Genomic DNA, 14,546 nt, shown 5'->3' with positions numbered 1-14,546 from the left:
TTCGTGGCCGAGTGGATTGTCAACGGCCGTGGGTCGGGGGAGCTCTAGTGGTCAGAGCGCCGGTACACGAGTCCCTTGGTATCGTACGTGGTCGGCGCGGGTTCTACCTAGAGTCGGACCGGTTAAACCTCTGAAATGCAATGCACCTCGAGAGCTATGGAACCTTTATATTCACTGATTATCCCGCATTTCAATGATCCGTCTCGGCTGGAACGGTTGCTGCGGACGGTCCCGGTGGAGCGCGCTGACATTGACGTGATCGTGGTGGACGACTGTAGCCCGGAGCAGGAGCCTCTGGACGCGGTCCGGACGCGCTGGCCGCGGGTCCGCTGGCTGTCGACTCGTACGAATGCAGGGGCCGGTGCGGCTCGCAACGTGGGGTTGCGTGCCGCTGTCGGCCGCTGGTTAGTGTTCGCGGATTCGGACGACGAATTTCTGCCAGACGCATTCGAGGTCTTCGACCGGGTGCTTAAAACGGACGACGAGTTGGTGTATTTCCTGGCCGACGCGGTGCAGGAAGTGGACGGATCACACTCGAATCGCGCGGACCGGATGAACGCGCTTTGCATGGGCTACCTTGAGCGGCCTTCGAACGCAACACTGGAGCGACTAAGACTCGGGCACGTCAACCCCGTAGCAAAGGTCTACTCCCGTCAGTTCGTGGAGCGTCTCGGAGTTGCGTACGAGGAAACCTGGGTGAGCAACGATGTCGCCTTTAACGTGACGTCGGCTTTACAGGCAAGCAGTGTGCGTGTGGCTCCCGAGCGGGTCTATCGGGTGTTTCGCCGTGGGGGCGGCCTCACAACGGCGGAGGACCCCGACACGCTATTGGAAAGAACGCGAGTGCTGGCACGGCTTAATGCCGAACTCGCCTCACTCGGGGTGGCGGCACGAATGCATGCGGGCGGTTACCTTTATCGCGCGTTCTTGCAAGGGCCACGAACGTTTTTTCGGGTGTTTCGGGAAGTCGCTTCAAGCGGCCTGCTTTGGCCGACGCTGCGGCGTTTGACCTTGACTGAGGTCACTTGCTTTGTCCGACGGTTCGCGCAGGACCGGCGGGAGCGCGCGCGTTTGTAGTCATGCTATATCCGTGAGATGGCCCCGTGGTGCATCCTTATGCGGTGGGCCGGACTAGTAATTGTCTGGCGAGACTGTAGTGGACTTGACAAGTCGCCCGTGCAGGTATGCCGGGGGAGCCCTGGCTCCTCGTGTCCGCCACCCGGATCAATCGGGCAGTGCACGAAACTCTGGGTGTGATGCCTTGCGGGGTTGGAGGTCCCACTGTGTGAGTAGGCGTGGGTCCGCATCCATGTTGGGTTAAAGTCGCATTCTCGCTTGCCCAAAATGGCGGTGTGTATCGCTCGCTACGCGCCAGTGTGTCAGCAAACGGTGGGGCCTAAAGATTGTTGAAACGCAATGCTGGGCACCTCGGCATTGGGGCCGTTCCATTAGGGAGACGCTGATTTAATTCGCTGCCGCTCCCGCCCGGTACGCAGCTCTGGGATAATGGCAGCCGGTTTCCGGCCCGAGGTAAGGATCGATGTCGCAGCGCAGTTTTTCCGATCTCGAGTACTCCGCCAAGCGCAAGCAGACGCGGCGCGACCGGTTTCTGGGGGAGATTGATGCGATCACGCCCTGGGCGGCACTGGTGGAGGCGATCGAGCCGCACTACCCGAAGGGGAAGCGCGGCCGCCCGCCGATCGGTCTGGAGCGGATGCTGCGGATGTACGTGGCGCAGCAGTGCTTCAACCTGTCGGATGAAGGGATCGAGGACGCGGTGTACGACAGCCAGGCGATCCGGCGCTTTGTCGGGATTGACCTGAGCCGCGAAGACGCCCCGGATGCCACCACTCTGCTGCAGTTCCGTCGGTTGCTGGAGCGCCACGACCTGACCCGGGTGATCTTCGACCGGATCAACGCCCATCTGCAGCAGCGGGGCCTGCTGCTGCGCGAGGGCACGGTGGTGGATGCCACCCTGATTGCGGCCCCGCCATCGACCAAGAACCAGGAGAAGGCGCGGGACCCGGAGATGCATCAGACCAGGAAGGGTAACCAGTGGTACTTCGGGATGAAGGCGCATGTCGGAGCGGATGTGGTCACGGGTCTGGTGCACACCGTGAAGGGGACAGCCGCGAACGTCTCGGACGTGTCGCAGGTGCCGGAGCTGCTCCACGGCGAGGAACAGAGCCTGCATGGCGACGCCGGGTATGTCGGTGCGGAGAAGCGCCTGAACACGCATCGCCCCGAGACCCATATCGCGCGCAAGCGCGGCACCGTGCGCGCGATGCCGGAAGGCCCGGCTCGCGAACAGGTGCGCGCCGATGAACGGCAGAAGGCCCAGTTGCGTTCGATCGTCGAGCATCCGTTCCATGTGGTGAAGAACCTCTTCGGGTACCGCAAGGTGCGCTACCGGGGTCTCAGGAAGAACACCGCGCAGCTGCACAGCCTGTTCGCCCTCGCGAACCTGTACCGCGCGCGACGATGGGGACTCCTGCCGCAGGGGTAGTGTGTCCGCAGGACCGGAAATCACCCCTGTAACCGCCAAAAACGGCGGTTACAGGGGGTACAGCAGGCCGCCCTGGCCCAAATGCCCTTCCAGAAACGGGTTGGCGGGATATGGAGTCGGGTGGAGGGCCATTGATCAGCGTTTCCTTAGGGCCGGACCTAGAAGTCCGATCCTTCGTGTTCAACACGTGCCTTCCGGGGCGTTTGTGACGAGAAAAAGCATCTGAAGGGGCCTCCACGCTTTCGCGATCGCGAGCTCCGTGATCGCCTTGACCTTCGCGGTCTTTTAGCTCCTTCAGTATTTGTGCCGGTCCTCGGTGTTGATGGTGCCAGCAGCTTCGAACGACCGCCTTGTTCGTGCGTGTGGGCGGTGTGATAACCGCTGCTGTGTTAACGGCAAAAACGGCCCTGTAGGCCGTTAGAATGGTGAGATATGGCGCCATATATTCTGGTTTTCGCGTGGGTGCTCTTGGTAAGTGTCGCTGCACGATCGGGTTGCGGCCAGGTTGCTTTGGCCCATAAAGTGCCGTCCTTGCTTGGTGCGCCGGTGCTTGCTGTGATCGCTGGTGCTCCCTTGATTGCTTTGCATGCGTTTCGGCGTGACGTTGGTACTGATTATGCGTCATATGTGGAGATCTATGAACGGTTCATTGATGGCGCGTCTGTTTGGTGGTATGAACCGCTTTATTCAATAGTAAACATCCTGGCAACACCGGCGGGATCGGCTGGCGTGGTTGTCGTGTTCGCGATCGCGGCGGTGCTGAGTAGCGTGCCAGTCTTGGTCAGGGTTTTTCAGTTGAGCCCGGCGCCGTGGCTTAGTGTGGTGGCGCTGTTCGCGATCGGCTATCCGTTCATGCAGACGAATGCGGTTCGCTCAGTTATCGCCGTGTCCATCGTCTTCTTTGTGTTGCCAATGGTATGGCGGAAGAAGCCGTGGCATTGGCTTGCGGGTGGCGTCTTGGCGGCGGGGTTTCACTATACCGCTCTGTTTGTCCTACCATTCTACTGGCTTCTGCGTTGGAATATGCATGTGGTTTGGGCGGCGGGCTTGCTCGGGGCGGCAGTCGTTCTGTCGACTCAAAAGCAGGTGGCTCTTTTATTTTTGGAGATTGCGCCGGCGCTGTTGCCGTCGGCATACGCAAATTACCCTGGGCAGGTGGCTGCTAGGCTTGGGGATTTCGGCCTCAGTCCGGGGAGCGCTTGGTATATGGCGTCAGCGCTAATGGTGTTATTCGTCTGGCAGCGCGTGGCCCGGCTTGGTGAAGCGGAGACGGTTGTAAGGAATGCGTTTTTCTTCGGGCTTTTGGTGTTAGTCGCAACTTCTCAGTTTTGGGTTGTGGGGCGGATTGGGTGGTTTTTTTATATAGCTGGGGTTCTGTTTTGGCCGATCGTGGTGTGCCGGCTCGTTAATGCCGGCCGTGGGCTAGTAGCGTTGGGTGTAGCGGCGGTGCACCTTGTGCTGCTGGCATATTTTTATGTTATCGGTGCGCATGACGCTGTACCGTATCAGTCGATCTGGAACTGAGTGAGCGCCGAATAAGCCGGTTCCATATTTAGAGAAGCCGAGCGCCTCGCAGGGGATTGCCGGCGGACCCAGGAACAACGGGAGGACGTTGAAATCGTCGGTGGGAGGGGCGTCAGGCGGATGCGACAGCCGATGCAGGGTTTCAGCCGTGGTGCTGAGTGGCTCTGCAGGGCCATGGAGGACGTGCAAGGTGGCCGTGAGTTTGCCGGATTAGGAGTAGCGAGGATGTTCGGGGCGGTTGGCAGATGTTGGGTCTGCGTATTGTATGGGAGTACGCACGAGACTGGTCGGGGAAGTCGTTATGTCGAAGCGTTGTGAGATTATGTTTGTTTCGTCGGCCGGGGGGCACTTGGCGCAGTTGTTGCGGCTTCAAGAAGGGTTCGACGGAGCGAAGGGCGTGGTCGTTACGGAGCGCACACCGGCCAGCGCAGGCCTTGGTGAGGAACTCCAGTCGTTGGTGCTGTTTTTGCCGCATGGTGGGCGGGAAGCGCCGGTTTCGTTTGTTTGGAAGTTCAGCTGGAATGTTATAATCAGTGCGGTTCGGCTACTTTGGTTGAGGCCCGCCGTGGTGATTTCGACCGGTGCGCATACGGCCGTTCCGACGTGTATGATTGGGAAGCTTTTCGGTGCGAAGGTGATCTATATAGAAAGTTTTGCGCGGATTCGGTCTCCGTCGCTTACTGGAAGGATATTGTATCCCATAGTCGATAGGTTTTATGTTCAATGGCCGGAGCTGAAACAGGTTTACAAGCGCGCTAGGTACGAGGGGAAGCTATATTGATTACGGTTTTGACGGGAACGCAGGATATGCCATTCGGTCGATTGATGGGTGGGATTGCGGAGGGTTGGGAGCGGTTGGAGAAATACAAGCCGATGATTGTCCAGGCGGGGAGCACGAAGGTCGGGGAGGTGCCCAACTGGGTTAGGGTGATTGACTTTTGCGGAAGGCAGGAGGTTGAAGGGCTTTTGAGGGAGTCGAAGTTCTGTATTACGCACGGAGGGACGGGGTCTATTGTCGGCGCGATTAAGGCGGGGTGTAAAGTCGCGGTTATGCCCCGGTTGAAGGCCTATGGCGAACATAATGATGACCATCAGGTCGAGATCGCCGAGTTGTTCGAGGAGACTGGGTTGGTGGTGTATTGGCGTGAGTCGATGAGTGTTGGAGACGTGCTAGGACGTTTGGAGGAATTCGAGCCAGTGGAGTATTTGTCGGAGTTTGGAAAGTTGCGGGAGAGTATAGCGGCGGATGTCGCGGAGTTTTTGGGTAAACCGGGCGGATGGGGTTAGGTGGGGCCGGGTTATTGGGCTGCGGGGGTCGGTTGTGGTGGTCAAGTAATTTCGGACACCGCGTTGGGTGGATTGACTGCCGTTGATTGCTCGTAGCCGCTGGGAGGCAGATAGCCCAGGGTCGAGTGGATGCGGACGGAGTTATAGAACCGAACGATGGAGTCGGCAATATCCCGTCGCGCTTCGCTATGGTTCGCGTAACGGTGTTGCCAGACGCGTTCCGTCTTGAGGCTCAGGAAGAAGCGCTCGACCACCGCGTTGTCCCAGCAGTTGCCGCGGCGACTCATGCTCGCCTGGATCTCGTTTTTGGCCAGGAGATGCTGACAGGCGGCGCTGGTGTATTGGCACCCCTGGTCGGAGTGCAGCAGCAGTCCTGGCGCCGGCTGGCGTTGCTCCAGCGCCATGCGCAGGGCCTCGCAGGTCAGGCTCGCCGGCATTTGCCGGTCGAGGGCCCAGCCGATGACCTTGCGCGAGTACAGGTCGAGGATGACCGCCAGGTAGCTCCAGCCGGTGGCGGTTGGGATATAGGTGATGTCGGACGCCCACGCCTGGTTCGGTCCGGCCGGGGTGAACTCGCGGTTGAGATGGTTTTCGGCGACCGGGGCCCGGTCGTCGCGTTGCGTGGTATTCACGAAGCGCCGCCGCCAGACGGGCCGCAGGCCGCGCTCGCGCATCAGCGTGCGCACCCGGTGCCGACCCACGGCGGTGCCATCCGCCTGCAGGGCCTTCGCCAGGCGCCGGCTGCCGTAGGTACGTCCGGAGGCCGCGAACACGCGCTCCAGGTGAACGCCGGCGGCGCAAGGCGAACCCGGGCGTGCGGCCCGCGCCCGGGCCGCGTAATAGCCGGAACGGCTCACGCCCAGCAGCTGACAAAGACGATGGACAGAGCCTTCTTCGCGCAGTCGCGTGATGCAGCGATGCATCACTTCAGTTCCCGGGCGAAGAAGGCCGAGGCCTTTTTTAACAGATCCTTATCCTCCTTCAACCGCCGATTCTCTTCCTCGAGCTGCCGGATTCGCTGCTGTTCCGCCGTCAGCGGTTGCCCTTCGCCCGGCTTTCCCGCGCGTTCCGCCTTGAGTTGATCCACCCAGCGGCGGACGGCCGTCTCGCCAAGATCCTGATCCTGGCAGACGGCCGGCACCGTCAGACCGTCATCGACCACCATGCGGGCGATGCGCTCCTTGTATTCGCCTGAAAAGCTCCGGCGTTTGCGTGCCATGGCTGTTCTCCTCGTAACAGGGGGTTATCGTCCCACCTAACGAGGTGTCCACGGAAATTAGACCAGCTCAGGTTCTTTGGAAAAGTCGTATCAGAGTCAGAGCACGCGGCCAATCACAGGTGGCGGTTCGGCGGGGGCAAAAAAAGGGGGCGGCTCTGGGGTAGCGTCGAGCGCGTGCGCTGGCATGAGGAAGGGTGGCATTCTATGGAAGGGATGACGAAGTGAGGGGCGGAGGCGTGAAGGCGGCGGTAGGTGCGTCGAAGAGGCAGACTGCTGAGAGGTTGGGGTTAAGGTGGCAGGTTTGGGCATTGGAATGAAGGGGGTCCTGATCACTGGAGCGACTGGCTTCGTGGGCGGCGCCGTGGTTGAACGGCTGGCGGAGGACGGCCGTCGGGTACCGGTCGCGGGGTGTCGGCGCAGTGGCTCGGTGCCGGCGGGTGCGGAGCTGGCGGTAACGCCGTCGCTTGGCCCGGAAGCGGAGTGGAGCGGCGCGCTGCGGGGCGTGGAGGCCGTGGTGCATGCGGCGGCCCGCGTGCATGTGATGGACGAGGACGCGGCCGATCCGCTGGCGGAGTATCGACGCGCCAATGTGGAGGGCACGCTCGCGCTGGCGCGGCAGGCGGCGCAGGCGGGTGCGCGGCGGTTTGTGTTCGTCAGCTCCATCAAGGTGAATGGGGAGCAGACTTCGCTCGGCAGTGTGTTTTCCGCGGCGGATGCGCCGGCGCCGGAGGACCCTTACGGTGTCTCCAAGGCGGAGGCGGAGGCGGCGCTGTTTGCGCTGGGGCGGGAGACGGGGATGGAGATCGTGGCGGTGCGGCCGCCGCTGGTGTACGGCCCGGGCGCCGGTGGCAACTTTGCGCGCATGGCGCGCTGGGTAGGCAAGGGCGTGCCGCTGCCGCTGGGCGCGGTGACGCGGAACCGGCGCTCGCTGGTGGGCCTGGATAACCTGGTGGATCTGCTGGTGACCTGCCTGGAGCATCCGGCGGCGGCGAACCGGGTGTTCCTGGCCGGGGACGGGGAGGACCTTTCCACCACCGATCTGCTGCGCCGGGTGGCGGCGGCGATGGATCGGCGCGCGCGGCTGCTGCCGGTGCCGCCGGTGCTGTTGCGTGCCGCGGCGGGCGCGGTGGGGCGCGGCGAGATGGCGCGGCGGCTGCTGGATTCGCTGCAGGTGGATATTTCGCACACGCGCGAGACACTCGGCTGGGAGCCGCCGGTGAGTGTGGACGAGGGCCTGCGGCGGGCGGTGGCGCCGTTGCGGCGTTAAGAGAGGGTGGTGTGATTCGATTTCTGGATATGGTGTTGTCGGCGGTGGGGCTGGTGGTGACGCTGCCGGTGATGCTGGTGCTTCTGTTGCTGGGCTGGCGGGATACGGGCTCGCCACTGTTCCGGCAGCAGCGGGTGGGACGGTATCGGGAGCCGTTTACGCTGGTGAAGTTTCGCACCATGCGGCCGGATACGGCCTCGGTGGCGACGCATCTGGCCGAGGCCTCGGCGGTGACGCGGTTCGGGCACTTCCTGCGTCGGACTAAGCTGGATGAGCTGCCGCAGTTGTGGAATGTGCTCAAGGGCGATATGAGCCTGGTGGGGCCACGGCCGGGTTTGCCCAACCAGACCGAGCTGACGGAGGAGCGTGATCGGCGGGGCGTGTTCGCGGCGCGGCCGGGGATTACCGGGCTGGCGCAGGTCAACGGGATCGACATGTCGGACCCGGCCCGGCTGGCCGCCGTGGATGCGCAGATGCTCGAGTCGCTCACGCTGCGCGACTATTTCCGTTTTATCGTTCTGACGGCGACGGGTAAGGGCTCCGGGGATCGCATTCGGGGCTGAGGTCCCTGCCCGCTGGCGGGTTGCGGCCGAGGCCGCTCCTGGAGGAGGTGGCGGTCGGTGTAGGCGGGCAGCCTTCTGCCCGATCCGGTCCGGTGCCTGGTTCGGGCCGATCGGCCAGGGGGCTGGCCTCCTACGGTGGGGTGTGCTGGGTGAAGAGGTCGGGGCGGTAGTCGAGGGCCTGGTGGCGGGCTTTGGCGGAGGGATGAAAGGCGTCGGGCGGTACGTCGCGCGGGCGGTCGCCGAGGTGCAGCAGGCGCAGGGTGCGGCCGGCCCAGGTGTTCCAGGGTTCGTGGATGGGGCCGGCGGGGTCGGGGGCGATGGCGGGTTCGTGGGGTTTTTTGACGATCAGGCCGGCTTCGGCGGCTTCTTCGAGCATCCATTGCAGGGCGATCTCGGCGAGCTGGCGCTGTTCGTAGCCGCCGCCGACGTCGGCGTGGGCGCCGGGGAACCAGAGCTGTTTGAGGGTTTGCCCGGATTCCACGCGGGTGTCATCCCACAACAGGGCCTCGAACTTGGGGCGGCGTTCGTCGATGGCCAGGGCGTGGCGGGCGTGGGTGACTTCGGGGCTGAGGCGGGTGTCGAAGAAGCGGCGGTTGCGGTAGAGATACCCGAGTGACCCGACGGTGTCCCAGGCGCCGATGAAGTGCACCGGGCAGGGGCGGGTGTGCTGCTTGCGAAAGCTCGCGGCGTCGTCCTGGTTGTCGCGCCCGGTGTACAGGCGCGAGGCCTCGGCGATGAGATCTTCCCGCCCGGGATGCAGCAGCCCGCATTTGCGCAGCATGCCGGACAGCGCGCGCACCGCATACGCGCCACGCGAGAAGCCGAACAGGTACACCCGATCCCCTTCCCGCACCTGCTGCATCAGAAAGCGGTAGCCGTTCTCGATGTTGGCGGTGAGGCCGTGGCCGAACAGCTTGCCCAGGGTGGTGCCGATGATGTTCTCGCGCCGCATGCCGAACGGGGAGAAGGTGCCCACGCCGGGCTCGTAGGCCGAGACCTGACGGGCGGTGGTGGGGATGCGCCGGATCAGGTGCACCACGTTGGTGTTGACCTCGCCCTTCTGGTTGGCGGTGCCGTCGCAGCAGAAGACGATGTTCCGTTCCATGGAATGCCTCACGTGTTTTGTTTCATTGAAGGGGATTGTAGGTCAGGGTGGGTAGCGCTGGGGGCTGGGGCGGGGCATTCGGGATCGTTCGCCTGCGAGCAGGCTCCTGCGGGGGGAGGGGGTTCTGTGGGAGCGGGCTTGCCCGCGAAGGTCTTGCGTGGGGCCTCGCTCAGATGCCCGTAAACAGGAAGTCGCAGGCGGCCATGATGGTGTTTCGTTCGCCGTCGAGGGAGAGGACTTCTTCGCCTAACGTGGTCCGGGAGACCCCGGCAAGTTCGGCGGTGGACAATACCACCGGGTGACCTTCGATGGTGAAGGCGGGGTTGAGGATGTGGGCGGGGCGGCCAAATGCCTCCGCGTGTATCAACGGGGCGACGACCACGGTACTCAGCTCCGAGAGCAGGTCGTTCTGGAGTACCAGCAGGTACGGTGCCCAGGATGCGGTATCGGCGGATGGATTGCGGTGGACCGAGAACTGGGCCATCAGAAGCGGCGAGCGCGGTCACCGAAGCTGCCACGCTCGGCAACACGCTGGTTGTATTCGACCAGGGCCTGGCGGTTCTCGGCGATCCAGGCATCGCGGCGTGCTTCTCGCACGCCCTGAGCCAGCGCTTGCTCGAAAAGGGCCGAGAGGTTGATGCCCAGTTCCCGCGCTTGCGCCAGGAGATCGGAGTTGACGGTGAGGTTGGTGGCCTTGCGCGGGGCGTCGGCCTTGTACGGCGTGAGGTGCATGGCGACTCCCGGTCACTTCATGTCATGACGTGATGCGCATACTGTATGCGCACTCTCCGTGTTGGTCAATCGCGCCCGCTTTGAGCGTTGGTGGTGGAGAAGGGGGTTTCGGATGTAGCGGTTATCCGACGCCGCGTGCGTGAGTTATGGTCAAGTCTGGTGTATGAGCAGTTGCTGGTTCAGGCGGCGCTCCGGTCGGTGATGGAGGATGCCTCGTCGTTGGTCGGTTCAATCTGTTCGACGCCGTCGATGAACGTCACCCAGCGCTGCAGGAGGCCGGCCCTCCGGCCGATGGGGTGTTGGGGTAGGCTGTGGCAGTGTGCGTGCAGGTGAGCGCAGCAGTCAGGTGCGGGCCCCGTGTGGTTCGCCTGGAAGCACGCTCGCTGCGGGGCAAGGGATGGACTGGGGGCGATATGAAGGATCTTGAGGATGCGCGCATTGCCGTAATTGGCCTTGGCTACGTGGGCCTGCCGCTGGCGGCGGAGTTCGGGCGGGTGCTGCCTGTGCTGGGGTTCGATATCGACGCGCAGCGCGTGCAGGAGCTGAACCGGGGGGTTGATCGCACGCGGGAAGTGGAGCCGGAGGAGCTGGCGGCGGCCGCGCAACTGGAGATGACGGCGGACCCCGCGGCGCTGGCGGGCTGCAATGTATTCATCGTGACGGTGCCCACGCCGATCGATGCGCACCGGCGGCCGGATCTGGGCCCGCTGCTGGCGGCCAGCCGTACGGTGGGGCGGGCGCTGAATGATGGCGACGTAGTGATCTTCGAGTCCACGGTGTATCCCGGAGCGACGGAGGAAGACTGCGCGCCGGTGCTGGCGGCGGAGTCCGGTCTGACGGTGAACGAAGGGTTCTTCCTGGGCTACAGCCCGGAGCGGGTGAACCCGGGGGACAAGGCGCATCGAATTCCCGACATCGTGAAGGTGACTTCGGGCTCCACGCCGGAGGTGGCGCGGTTTGTGGACGAGCTGTACGCGCGCATCGTCCGCGCGGGCACGCACCCCGCGCCGAGCATCCGCGTGGCCGAGGCGGCCAAGGTGATCGAGAACACCCAGCGGGACGTGAACATTGCGCTGGTGAACGAGCTGTCACTGCTGTTCGACCGGCTGGGGCTGGATACCGAGGCGGTGCTGGCGGCGGCGGGCACCAAGTGGAACTTCCTGCCGTTCCGGCCCGGGCTGGTGGGCGGGCACTGCATCGGGGTGGACCCGTACTACCTGACGCACAAGGCCCAGGCGGTGGGCCACCATCCGGAGATGATCCTGGCCGGCCGGCGCGTGAACGACGGCATGGGCGGGCATATTGCCGACCGCCTGGTGAAGGCGATGATCCGCAAGGGCTTCCCGGTGGTGGGCTCGCGCATCCTGGTGATGGGGCTGGCGTTCAAGGAGAACTGCCCGGATGTTCGCAACACCCGGGTGGTAGACATCATCGCGGACCTGCAGGGCTACAACGCGCAGGTGGACGTGTGGGACCCGTGGGTGGATACTGCCGAGGCGCGTGAGGAATACGCCCTGGACCTGCTGGAGGCCGAGCCGGAGGCCGCCGCGTACGATGCGATGGTGCTGGCCGTGCCCCACCGCGAGTTCGTGGCGTTGGGCGGCGAGGGCGTGCGCCGCCTGGGGCGCGAGAATGCCGTGGTGTTCGACGTGAAGTCGGCTTTGCCGGCGGAGGCGGCCGACCTCCGCCTGTAGGAGCGGCCTTGGCCGCGAACGGCGGGGTGGGCCAACCCGCCGCCGCATTCGCGGGCAAGCCCGCTCCTACGGGGTGCCGGGGTTTTGTGGGAGCGGGCTCGCCCGCGAATGACGGGCGGAGGGAATCTGACATGAGCCAAACCACCGCAAGCAAGCAGCGAGTTTGTCCGGCCTGTGGTGAGGGTCGGCTTGAGCCTCGGGAGGCGACTCAGCAGGTGGGCCGCGCTGAAGCGCGGCTTTGACGTATTGGGGGCAGCCGTGGGGCTGGCTTCCTGCAGGGAACCCGTGGTTTTGTGAAGCTGGCATATGTGGACATATGTCAGCTTTTGGCCTACCGTTTCACGAGGATCGTTTTTCTGAGGGGCTTTGTATGCGAACCGTATCCATCTTCCGAAATGGCAGGAATCAGGCCGTGCGGCTGCCTCGGGACCTTGAGTTCCAGGGGGTCACGGAGCTGGAGATCATCAAGCACGGTGATTCGATCACGCTGCGCCCGGCGCGTCCCGACTGGCTCTCTTTCGCCGAGGTCGGCAAGGCCGATGCCGATTTCCTGCGGGAGCGGCCGGAGGTTGTCGAGGACGAGGGGCGCTTCACGCTGTGAGGGAGTACATGCTCGACACCTGCATCTGTTCGTTCATCATCCGTGAACGGCCCCTGGAGGTGTTGAAGCGGCTTGAAAGTGAGGTGGAGCAGGGCCACCGGATCGTGATCTCCGCGGTGACCTATGCCGAGATGCGGTATGGCCAGATCGGTAAGAAGGCTTCGCCTCGTCTGGGAGAAATCATTACGGCATTCGTTCAGCGCCTGGACGGGATCCTGCCGTGGGATGCCGCTGCGATCGACAGGGCCATTGAGGTTCGCAGCCGATTGGCTGCGGCGGGTATGCCCATCGGTGGCAATGACGCCGCCATTGCGGCTCACGCCATGGCGACCGATTGCATACTGGTCACCAACAATACTCGCGAGTTCTGCCGTATCGAAGGCCTCCGCTACGAAGACTGGGTGCACTGAAGCCCCGGAAGGGGGCATCCCCTTAAGGAAACACTGATCGCTGTACACGCTCGCGTTGTTACCCGAGGTTTTCCGAGGCCGCTCTGTGTGTCGTCGCAGACGGGCTCGCGGAAGCCGGGCGACCTCCCGGGCCATGAATTTGTGCGTGCTGTTGTGGTGAGCCAAGATAGACGCAGGTATCGGCGGGGCTAGACACGGAGGCGGTGCAGGTGGAAATGAAAAAGCGAGATGCCCGTAGGGTGTGGCTTGCGGCCGGTTCGGTGATGGAAGTGTGGCCGGCGCATGACTACTCGGACTTTATGCCTTCCGGTTCGTTGCAGCAACGAGTTGCCGGTCATTGGGGCAACGTTGGTGAACGGTTGCGTGAAGGGATCAATCGCGCGCAGACCGACCAGGGAATGGAGAAGAAAGATGAGCGAAAGGCCACCGGAGGGCCTGCCTGACAACGGGGCGGATACGCCCGATAGCCAGGGCGGCACATTGGAGGAACTGGTGGACCGGCTGGAGGCCGGTGCCCTGTCGTTGGACGAGCAGCGTCGGCTTGCGGGATTTCTTGCCGCCGAATCTCCGGAGCTGGTGATGGCGGCGACGCGCCACGAGTCGTACAGCGGGCCGTTGCCGCACCCCGATCTTCTGAATCGTTTCGACGATGTCACACGCCGCGCAATCGTGCAGATGGCCGTGGATGAGCAGGCGCATGCCCATCGGATGCGGGAACGCGGTCTGGAAGGCGCCATTGCAAAGGACCGTCGGGGACAGCGCTACGGTCTGGTGATTGCGGTGGCGGGTTTGGCGGCGGCGGTTGCGATTGCGCCTTTCAGTGCCGTTGCGGCCGGCATCATCGGTACCCTCGACCTGTTCGGGATGGTGGCACTGTTCGTGGCCCCGCGAATCCTGGAACGAATGCGCTCGAATGATGCACCTTCGGCTGAATAGGCCGGGCCTGGCGTGTAAAGACACCCATGGGACGGAGAAAACACCCCAACAAGGATGTGGAAGCCGCGCTGGCTTATGCCGAGGCTCGTGGGTGGCGGGTCAATCAGGCGCGCGGGCATGCCTGGGCACATATGTATGGTCCGTGTGGTAGACGGCTGTACCGGTGCTGTCGGGGATGAGGAACCATCATGAGTCATTACGAATTTACGCTGAAATTCGCCATTCCATCCGATTGGGATCGTTCCTGGCTGGAAGCCCGGCTGTTCGAGGGTGGGTGCGATGATGCACTGATGGGAACGGGCCAGCAGGGGCGTCTGGCGCTTTCTTTTTCGCGCGAGGCGGCGTCGGCGAGCGACGCGGTGACGAGTGCGATCCGCGATGTGCGTAACGCCGTACCGGCAGCGGTGCTCGTGGAAGTGACGCCGGATTTCGTGGGGGTGTCCGACGTGGCCGACCTGTTCGGCTTTTCCCGGCAGAACATGCGCAAGCTGGTGCAGACCCACCGGGACAGTTTCCCGTTGCCTTTGCACGAGGGCCGGTCGGCGCTCTGGCATCTGGCGGATGTGCTGGAGTGGTTCGCCCGGGAAGCCCCGGGTAGTCGGGCCCGGTGCGGTTCGCGGCCGAGGCCGCTCCTGCAGGGTGGCGGTCGGTGTAGGAGGCCAGCCCTCTGGCCGATGGGGCTGTGCGGTTCGCGGCCGAGGC

Annotated in this window: 17 protein-coding genes; 13 read left to right on the top strand and 4 right to left on the bottom strand. The window is 63.7% G+C overall.

What is annotated here, in order from left to right; translation table 11 throughout:
• Window positions 1–156 precede the first annotated feature (156 nt).
• The 5 genes from F573_RS0100090 (at window position 157) to F573_RS14600 (ending at window position 5,317) form a co-directional block, all read left to right on the top strand.
• Window positions 157–1,077 (top strand): glycosyltransferase family 2 protein, encoded by a 921-nt coding sequence (locus F573_RS0100090; RefSeq protein ID WP_026300732.1) that lies wholly within the window; start codon window positions 157–159, stop codon window positions 1,075–1,077.
• Between the two features lie 463 nt (window positions 1,078–1,540).
• Window positions 1,541–2,506: an IS5 family transposase gene (locus F573_RS0100085; RefSeq protein ID WP_019020973.1), complete on the top strand. Its 966-nt coding sequence runs from the start codon at window positions 1,541–1,543 to the stop codon at window positions 2,504–2,506.
• 432 nt (window positions 2,507–2,938) lie between these two features.
• The gene (locus F573_RS0100080; protein WP_026300731.1) at window positions 2,939–4,030 is read left to right on the top strand and encodes an EpsG family protein; all 1,092 of its coding nucleotides are present in this window, start codon (window positions 2,939–2,941) and stop codon (window positions 4,028–4,030) included.
• A gap of 265 nt (window positions 4,031–4,295) precedes the next feature.
• Window positions 4,296–4,811: a PssD/Cps14F family polysaccharide biosynthesis glycosyltransferase gene (gene pssD, locus F573_RS15525; RefSeq protein ID WP_081619193.1), complete on the top strand. Its 516-nt coding sequence runs from the start codon at window positions 4,296–4,298 to the stop codon at window positions 4,809–4,811.
• The gene (locus F573_RS14600; RefSeq protein ID WP_155986635.1) at window positions 4,808–5,317 is read left to right on the top strand and encodes a glycosyltransferase; all 510 of its coding nucleotides are present in this window, start codon (window positions 4,808–4,810) and stop codon (window positions 5,315–5,317) included. The genes pssD and F573_RS14600 overlap by 4 nt, the downstream gene beginning before the upstream one ends.
• Window positions 5,318–5,358: 41 nt before the next feature.
• On the opposite strand, the gene F573_RS14700 is transcribed toward F573_RS14600, so the two are convergent.
• A protein-coding gene (locus F573_RS14700) for an IS3 family transposase (protein ID WP_155986634.1) occupies window positions 5,359–6,536 on the bottom strand; the annotation gives its coding sequence in 2 pieces (ribosomal slippage) (window positions 5,359–6,269 and window positions 6,269–6,536; 1,179 coding nt in all).
• 313 nt (window positions 6,537–6,849) lie between these two features.
• Here F573_RS14700 and F573_RS0100055 point away from each other — a divergent pair.
• Both F573_RS0100055 and F573_RS0100050 read left to right on the top strand, forming a co-directional pair.
• The gene (locus F573_RS0100055) at window positions 6,850–7,803 is read left to right on the top strand and encodes an NAD-dependent epimerase/dehydratase family protein (RefSeq protein ID WP_081619191.1); all 954 of its coding nucleotides are present in this window, start codon (window positions 6,850–6,852) and stop codon (window positions 7,801–7,803) included.
• A gap of 11 nt (window positions 7,804–7,814) precedes the next feature.
• A complete protein-coding gene (locus F573_RS0100050) occupies window positions 7,815–8,366 on the top strand; it encodes a sugar transferase (RefSeq protein ID WP_026300729.1) in 552 nt (183 codons plus the stop codon).
• A 130-nt stretch (window positions 8,367–8,496) separates the two neighbouring features.
• On the opposite strand, the gene F573_RS0100045 is transcribed toward F573_RS0100050, so the two are convergent.
• From F573_RS0100045 to F573_RS0100035, 3 genes are all read right to left on the bottom strand, one after another.
• Entirely contained in the window at window positions 8,497–9,471 is a 975-nt protein-coding gene (locus F573_RS0100045; RefSeq protein ID WP_019020965.1) for a DUF2235 domain-containing protein, read from the bottom strand.
• A 169-nt stretch (window positions 9,472–9,640) separates the two neighbouring features.
• Complete coding sequence (locus tag F573_RS0100040) at window positions 9,641–9,955, bottom strand: CcdB family protein (RefSeq protein WP_019020964.1); 315 nt, start codon at window positions 9,953–9,955, stop codon at window positions 9,641–9,643.
• Complete coding sequence (locus F573_RS0100035) at window positions 9,955–10,203, bottom strand: type II toxin-antitoxin system CcdA family antitoxin (RefSeq protein ID WP_019020963.1); 249 nt, start codon at window positions 10,201–10,203, stop codon at window positions 9,955–9,957. The genes F573_RS0100040 and F573_RS0100035 overlap by 1 nt, the downstream gene beginning before the upstream one ends.
• Before the next feature lie 413 nt (window positions 10,204–10,616).
• On the opposite strand from F573_RS0100035, the gene F573_RS0100025 reads away from it, so the two are divergent.
• The 6 genes from F573_RS0100025 to F573_RS14120 form a co-directional block, all read left to right on the top strand.
• Window positions 10,617–11,897 (top strand): nucleotide sugar dehydrogenase, encoded by a 1,281-nt coding sequence (locus F573_RS0100025; protein WP_019020962.1) that lies wholly within the window; start codon window positions 10,617–10,619, stop codon window positions 11,895–11,897.
• Window positions 11,898–12,213: 316 nt separating this feature from the next.
• Window positions 12,214–12,498, top strand: coding sequence for a type II toxin-antitoxin system VapB family antitoxin (gene vapB, locus F573_RS0100020; RefSeq protein WP_369773197.1), 285 nt, complete (start codon window positions 12,214–12,216; stop codon window positions 12,496–12,498).
• Window positions 12,499–12,506: 8 nt separating this feature from the next.
• Window positions 12,507–12,908, top strand: coding sequence for a type II toxin-antitoxin system VapC family toxin (locus F573_RS0100015; RefSeq protein WP_038033135.1), 402 nt, complete (start codon window positions 12,507–12,509; stop codon window positions 12,906–12,908).
• Window positions 12,909–13,117: 209 nt separating this feature from the next.
• Entirely contained in the window at window positions 13,118–13,351 is a 234-nt protein-coding gene (locus tag F573_RS14995) for a hypothetical protein (RefSeq protein ID WP_155984444.1), read from the top strand.
• Window positions 13,320–13,844: a DUF2335 domain-containing protein gene (locus F573_RS0100010; protein ID WP_026300727.1), complete on the top strand. Its 525-nt coding sequence runs from the start codon at window positions 13,320–13,322 to the stop codon at window positions 13,842–13,844. Before F573_RS14995 ends, F573_RS0100010 begins: the two co-directional genes overlap by 32 nt.
• 188 nt (window positions 13,845–14,032) lie before the next feature.
• On the top strand, window positions 14,033–14,546 hold a 514-nt coding region (locus tag F573_RS14120), incomplete at its 3' end, for an AlpA family transcriptional regulator (protein WP_019020959.1).

The organism is Thioalkalivibrio sp. ALE23 (genome assembly GCF_000378545.1).
In the GTDB taxonomy this organism is placed as follows: Bacteria; Pseudomonadota; Gammaproteobacteria; order Ectothiorhodospirales; family Ectothiorhodospiraceae; genus Thioalkalivibrio.
The sequence above is the reverse complement of the archived record's forward strand: the minus strand, read 5'-3'. Positions and strand labels throughout refer to the sequence as shown.